Annotated in this window: 8 protein-coding genes; 6 read left to right on the forward strand and 2 right to left on the reverse strand. The window is 39.3% G+C overall.

The genetic code is table 11. The features are described from left to right. Positions 1–20: 20 nt before the first annotated feature. The 6 genes from EHQ64_RS18555 to EHQ64_RS18580 all read left to right on the forward strand — a co-directional run bounded on the left by EHQ64_RS18555 (position 21) and on the right by EHQ64_RS18580 (position 5,538). The gene (locus EHQ64_RS18555) at positions 21–341 is read left to right on the forward strand and encodes a hypothetical protein (RefSeq protein WP_135651297.1); all 321 of its coding nucleotides are present in this window, start codon (positions 21–23) and stop codon (positions 339–341) included. After that, complete coding sequence (locus EHQ64_RS18560) at positions 338–745, forward strand: ribonuclease HI family protein (RefSeq protein ID WP_135651298.1); 408 nt, start codon at positions 338–340, stop codon at positions 743–745. The genes EHQ64_RS18555 and EHQ64_RS18560 overlap by 4 nt, the downstream gene beginning before the upstream one ends. Positions 746–1,009: 264 nt before the next feature. Continuing rightward, on the forward strand, positions 1,010–1,369 hold the full coding sequence (locus EHQ64_RS18565; protein WP_135651299.1) for a hypothetical protein: 360 nt from the start codon (positions 1,010–1,012) through the stop codon (positions 1,367–1,369). Further along, positions 1,366–2,664, forward strand: a complete 1,299-nt coding sequence (locus EHQ64_RS18570; protein ID WP_135651300.1) for a CCA tRNA nucleotidyltransferase — start codon at positions 1,366–1,368, stop codon at positions 2,662–2,664. The genes EHQ64_RS18565 and EHQ64_RS18570 overlap by 4 nt, the downstream gene beginning before the upstream one ends. Positions 2,665–2,952: 288 nt before the next feature. Then, a complete protein-coding gene (locus EHQ64_RS18575) occupies positions 2,953–4,542 on the forward strand; it encodes an outer membrane beta-barrel protein (RefSeq protein WP_135651306.1) in 1,590 nt (529 codons plus the stop codon). A 108-nt stretch (positions 4,543–4,650) separates the two neighbouring features. Beyond that, entirely contained in the window at positions 4,651–5,538 is an 888-nt protein-coding gene (locus EHQ64_RS18580) for a hypothetical protein (protein ID WP_135651301.1), read from the forward strand. A gap of 70 nt (positions 5,539–5,608) precedes the next feature. Here the strand turns inward: EHQ64_RS18580 and EHQ64_RS18585 are convergent, their stop codons facing one another. Together EHQ64_RS18585 and EHQ64_RS20340 are read right to left on the reverse strand one after the other, a co-directional pair. Continuing rightward, the gene (locus EHQ64_RS18585) at positions 5,609–5,887 is read right to left on the reverse strand and encodes a DUF3467 domain-containing protein (RefSeq protein WP_135651302.1); all 279 of its coding nucleotides are present in this window, start codon (positions 5,885–5,887) and stop codon (positions 5,609–5,611) included. Next, the coding region (locus EHQ64_RS20340) for a hypothetical protein (protein WP_210410890.1) at positions 5,877–6,119 on the reverse strand (243 nt) is incomplete at its 5' end. The genes EHQ64_RS20340 and EHQ64_RS18585, both read right to left, overlap by 11 nt.

The following is a 6,119-nucleotide window of genomic DNA, read 5'->3' on the forward strand; positions in this document are numbered from 1 at the left end:
TCCGAGGGATAGGACTAACGATGGTATTCGGTTTAATGATGGATCATCCGGCACGTTTGAACGCATATAAATTAGCTTTCGGCTTAACGGCGATCAGCTACCTTTTTTATTTTTTATCTTTGCCTTTGGTCCTATTCGCACTCCTTTTCATAGGACTAATCTGTTTAGTAGGTGGGATCTTTTTCCCACAAACATTCGATCTTTGGTATAGAAATCTACAATTCGTCGTTTTAGGGATTCTCGCTTTTTTAGGCTCCACTCTCATCTTGATCGCGTATCTAATCCTTTGGAGACCTTTCCAAATCCTATTCGGATCTAAGGCTAAAAACGAGAACCAGTGAAAAAGCTCAAAATCTACTGTGACGGGGCTTCTAAGGGTAATCCTGGACCCTCTTCGATCGGAGTTGCGGTATACGAAGCCGATGAGGAAACCCATTCCATATCACGTAGGATCTCCGACGGAACAAACAATGTGGCAGAATGGGCAGCCCTGGAAGCGGGATTAGAATACTGCATTTCCCAAGCTGCGGACGAAGTAGAAGCATTTTTAGATTCCGAATTAGTAGTGAAACAATTCAAAGGGGAATACAAAGTAAAATCCCCTCATCTACAGGTTGCAAAAGAAAGGGTCAAAGCCCTAAGCTCCAAACTCAAAGTTTTCATTATCCGCCATGTTCCTAGAGAAAAGAACAAACGAGCGGATAAACTAGCAAACCTAGCCTTCGAATCCCAAAATCATACTTAAGATCTTAAATGCAAAATTCTCAGCGGCTCTGCGCCTCTGCGTGACAAAAACGCGCAGCGGAAGAGATACGCAGGGCTTCAGTCCGGGCTTGCCCGGACGAGCGCGAATGCGCGAGCCCGAAGTAGCTCGGTCCAAGCGGAGCGCCGGAGCCGCCCATATTATTATCTTACTACCGCGCAGGTCTACTCACGCAGAGGCGCAGCGACGCAGAGGGTTTAATAAAAAACGATTTTATCTTCGAATATCTTCCGAAAATTATATTAGATGAGTTCCAGAAAATATATAGTTCAGATATTACTTATTCTTTCAGCGTTTAGTCTTCTACAAAACTGTAAGGCGAGCGTCTTGGACAAGATGAAGGAATTGAAAAAAGAAGGAAAATATTTGGAACTCGCAATCCTATGTAACGAGCATAAGGAAGAAGAATACAAAGAAATTTGTAGTGTTGCTTGGGAGGAAACAGGAAAGAGGATAGACCAGATCTTATCCCAACAAACAGATCTTCCCTTCTTAAGAGTTTCTGTGGATGAAAAAACAAAAAAACAAGTAGAAGATATCCTCTCTAAAAATCAGGATCTGAAAGAACGTTACCTTCCTATCTGGAAAAAAATCGTACAAGAATGATAGGCCCGGATCCAAAAAACCTTATCTCCAAAATCCCTTCTCCTTTTATAGAAGATCTATTAGAGATCAGCCGGGCAATCCAGAGTTCCGGAGGAGAAGCCTACCTAGTCGGTGGAAGTGTGAGAGATCTGGTCTTAAACAAGATTCCTCATGAATATGATCTTGCAGTATCTGTTTCTCCGGAAGAAATGCAAAAAATTTTCAAAAGGACTGTTCCAACAGGGATCAAGCACGGAACGATCACGGTTCTTTTTCAAGACAGGGCTTACGAATTAACCACTTTCAGAAAAGACGAAGATTATATAGATGGAAGAAGACCGGAGAATGTTCAATTCGGAGTCAGCTTAAGCGAAGATCTGAAAAGAAGAGACTTCACTATGAATGCTTTAGCATTAGATCTGCTAAAACAAAAACTAGTAGATGAACATTCCGGATTACAAGACATAGAGAATTCACTCATACGTACAATCGGAAACCCGATCGCAAGATTTACGGAAGACGGTCTAAGACCGGTCCGAGCAATTCGATTCGTTTCTAGTCTTGGTTTTTCCGTCCATCCGGACACATTAAATGCAATCGAGGCATGTAGAGGGATCACTGCAAAAGTTTCTCCGGAAAGGATTCACGACGAATTTCTAAAAATCCTAAAAAATCCAAACCCGATCCCGGCCTTAGATCTTCTGAAACAATATAGGATCCTAGAACTATTCACTAAATCCAAACTTTATACAGATCTAACTCTTTGGGAAAAAAGAGACGGGCTTACAAAATTACTCCCAGGATCGGAAAGATCTAAACTTGCATTCTTCCTACTGTTTGTTTTTTCCAAAGAAGATTGGCTTCCAAATTCGAATCTGTTCTTTAAAGATCTTAAATTCTCGAATCAAAGACTAAAAGATTCTCAATTTTTAATAAAAACATTCTACTCTATTTCTGAGAACGAAACTGCTCTTCAAACTGAGAAAGGAATTCGAACTCTTCTACTCAATCCGATCGCTCAATACTCGGGTAAAAAAGAACTGCCTATCTACTGTGAAGAACTTTCATCCATTTGGTCCGCATATTGGAAAAAAGAAGCATCTTGGTTTTCGAACGCAAAAGACGAATGGAAGAAGGACCCACCTCTTCTTCTTTCGGATCTTGCCCTAGATGGAAATCGGATCAAAGAGAACTTCCCTGATCTTCCGCCTCAAAAACTAGGAGAAGCGTTAAGAGCTTGTCTAACGAAGGTGCTTATCGATCCAAAAACAAATACGGAAGAAGATCTATTTGCCGTAGTGCAAAGTCTTCTTTAGTACGAAGATTCACGTCGAAGAGCCTACAAGATCTAGCTTCTTACCCTCTAAAAACTCCCTTTAAAACCAAAGCATCCTCTAATCTGCCCATTCTTTAAGCAAAGAGAATTATGCTTATTTTTTAAGCATAATGCAGTCTCAAGAAAAATAGTCCGAAAAGTTTATATATTCTAAGCACAAAATATTCGGTTTAGAATCGTTTTTAAGCCATATTTAGTCTCTTTGCTCATTTTTAACGAGTTGGCACGCTAGTTGCATAAATACGGGCATAGGAGATTTAGGAGAATGATGAGAAAAAAGACAATGAACATCATTGCTACCTTAGGATTGTTGACCGCCTCTTCCGCTTTTGCCCAAGCGAAAAAGGAAACACCAGATCCGAAGGCAGCACCTGCAGTTGTCAAAGCTGACCCTGTAGAAAAGAAATGGTATGATGCAATTGATTTTTCAGGCTTCGTGGATGTGTACTATATGTACAATAACAACCCGTTGCAAGGAAATGACATAGACGCTACCAGAGCTTTCGAAACCAACAACAAGAACTTTGCAGTAAACGCTGCGGCTTTAGCAGTTCAAAAAACCGCAGAAAAAGCAAGTCCTTGGGGATTCCGTGTGGATTTCCAAAATGGTTTGAACAACCCATATCAAGAAGGTCTATACGCTTCAACGAACGGAATCTTTAACTATAACTTGTTAAAGCAAGCGTATATCAGCATGTATTTCCCAGTATTGAAAGGAATGACGCTGGATATAGGTAAGATGGCGACTCATATTGGTTATGAGGTGATCGAGTCCATGGGAAATCCCAACTACTCGATAGGGGCCATCTTCCAGAATACAATCCCCTTCATTCACACCGGTGCTCGCTTAACCACTCAAGTAACCGATAAATGGTCTGGAACCTTTTATCTGTACAACAGTGGCGGTGGTACTGGTTACGTGACCCCTACCTTTACTAATAACCCAGATGGTTCGATAAGCTCACCACTTGGTGATGCATCAAAGAATACTTTTGTTGAGGCAGCGACTCAGCATAAAGCGATTGGTACTCAGGTAAAAGGTCAGATCATCGAAGATAAACTTGCTATTACTTGGAACACTTTGTATTCACAAGATGGAAGCTCAGGAGTACTCAACCCATGGGAAGGATATTACCTTACTTCTGTAGGAGAAGGAGCGAACTTAGCAAACTACACCCCTAGAGCAAAGTACAATAAAGACTATTGGTTCATGAATCACGCGATCATTTCCATCACTCCACATGAAAGAGTAACAATCGACTTAGATTATACTTGGAGTGAAAAAGCAGGTGGTTTTGCGCCGATAAACAAGGAAGCTGCTGCTGCAAATGCTGATGGTTCTGATGCTTACACACTTGAGAAAATCTTAGGTGGGGCAGTTAATACCAGCAGTAACAAAGCAACTTACAAGGCGTACGGATCTTGGATTAAGGTTAAATTGAATGATGAGTGGGGTATTAACTTCCGTTTCGAATATATCGACGATAGTAAATACAATACTCAGTTAACGACCTTCAATCCATTCAGAAATGCAAATGGCTATTTGAGCGCTCAACAAACTGCTACAGATAATGCTTTGGCTGATGCAGTAAAAGCATCTACCCCTGCTCTTGCAGGCTTAGATAATGCCACTTTATTGCAAGCTCTGAAGCCAAAAGATTACACAAACTACGGAAACACTAACTACGGTTCATATAAAACCTTTACAGTAACTCCGGTTTGGCACTTCACCGAGAACCTTCTCATCAAACTTGATATGAGAAGAGACTGGGCAAACGGATACCAATTCGTTAACGCTCAAGGTGAAAAGAGCAAAGACCAATACGGTCTAACCTTAGGTATCGTTGCTAAGTTTTAATTAAAACTAAAGCTTCGAATTCCTTGGAAAGAGCGTCCGAAAGGGCGCTCTTTTTTTATTTACTGTAAATTGATCCGGGTTTATCCTAACGGATATATTAAAGTTTCAATGCTTCTCCCTTCAAATTACAAAACTATCCTTACTCGCTTTATTCTTAGATCACTTGCAATTATAGCGCTGACCTCCGGGTGTTTTGTATCCTGCTTAGGATATCATTTTACGATTCCGAAAGAAACTTTACAAACTGAAGTAAAAACTGTCTCAGTTTTGCCTCTCTATATTCCGTCTGAATTATTCCCACAAAACGAGAATATCCCGGTAAATATCCAGCCTAATGTAAAAGAGTCGGAGATCTATTCTTCAGCTATCCAAAAGGAAAACGAATTCTTTACGAAACTTGCCGTAAAAGTCCTAAAAGATGGAAAATACAAATTTGAAACTCTTTCAATAAAGGAAGAAATACAAGATACTCAGATCCAAAAAACGGAGGTTAATACCCGAAATGGCCTTGAGATTGCATTAACTGCTCAACTACATCAACTTTCTAAAGAAACGGCAGTAGATTTATGCAAAAAATATAAAGTTGATGCAATATTTTTTCATGCAATATTCATTCATTATAAAAGTAATCAATATAGCTATATCCGTAGATTAGGAGTACAATACCCTACTTATAAACTTAGCTATCTTCCTCTAATCTACAATCGAGAGGGAGAGATCATTTTTAATTCCAATTATTTCATGCAGGATTTAGGCACTGTTAATACTTTACACGAAAATCCTGTTGATCCTTCTCAATTCCTAAATGTAAAAATGTCTAAACAAGAATTCGAAAACCAGTTTGATAAAAAATTCTATCGAGTGATCGATCTTGAAAAACGCCTCTTCCAAGGAGTCCGGACTGGGACTGTAGATATTTATGCAAGTCTTTGCGGGAATTTAGTAAGCTGTCAATTGATCTATGAGGAAACTGTGGAGGAATTGGAGGGGAAGTAGGGCCCGAAGGCCCTTTTTGTTGGGAATTTAGAACCGACTTACTTACTGAAAATCGATTTTTATATTAAGATCAATCGTATCGTTTTTTGATATCTGCTGGTAAAGAAATTGGTCCATACGCTTTTTCGTAATTATCCATTTGACGATTTAATTCTTTTGCCAAGGTCCAAGCAGTTTGAGGGCTCATATGAATGTTAATAGCTCCCTTAACATTTTTCTGGGAATCAACCAATTGGTTCTGTAATTCCACTTCAAACGCAGATACAAATATCATTACTGCGTTTGTATAAAATTCAGGTGCTGTTGCTTGTATTTCTAATGATTGTTCCTGGTCCTTTTTATTTGCCACTTAACTTTCCTTGATTTATTTTTGCTCTTTCTATTGCTTCTTGTATGATTTTCATGTCGGGCTCTTTTTGCCAGTACGCTAGTGAAGGTAATTTTGATAGATCAATAAATTGAATATTTGTAGCTTTGATAAGAAGTTTTTCTATTAGTTCACCAAATTTGAAAATCCTACACCCTAGTAATATATAATCACTTTTGGTTATGAGAATTAATGTAGACCTATCCCATGGAAT

Origin of the sequence: Leptospira sarikeiensis (genome assembly GCF_004769615.1) — a bacterium.
In the GTDB taxonomy this organism is placed as follows: domain Bacteria; phylum Spirochaetota; class Leptospiria; order Leptospirales; family Leptospiraceae; genus Leptospira_B; species Leptospira_B sarikeiensis.

Excerpts from the sequence above, each read along its gene's own strand:
- EHQ64_RS18555 (WP_135651297.1), top strand. The coding sequence starts at position 21 with ATGGTATTCGGTTTAATGATGGATCATCCGGCACGTTTGAACGCATAT.
- EHQ64_RS18565 (WP_135651299.1), top strand. The coding sequence starts at position 1,010 with ATGAGTTCCAGAAAATATATAGTTCAGATATTACTTATTCTTTCAGCG.
- EHQ64_RS18570 (WP_135651300.1), top strand. The coding sequence starts at position 1,366 with ATGATAGGCCCGGATCCAAAAAACCTTATCTCCAAAATCCCTTCTCCT.
- EHQ64_RS18575 (WP_135651306.1), top strand. The coding sequence starts at position 2,953 with ATGAGAAAAAAGACAATGAACATCATTGCTACCTTAGGATTGTTGACC.
- EHQ64_RS18580 (WP_135651301.1), top strand. The coding sequence starts at position 4,651 with ATGCTTCTCCCTTCAAATTACAAAACTATCCTTACTCGCTTTATTCTT.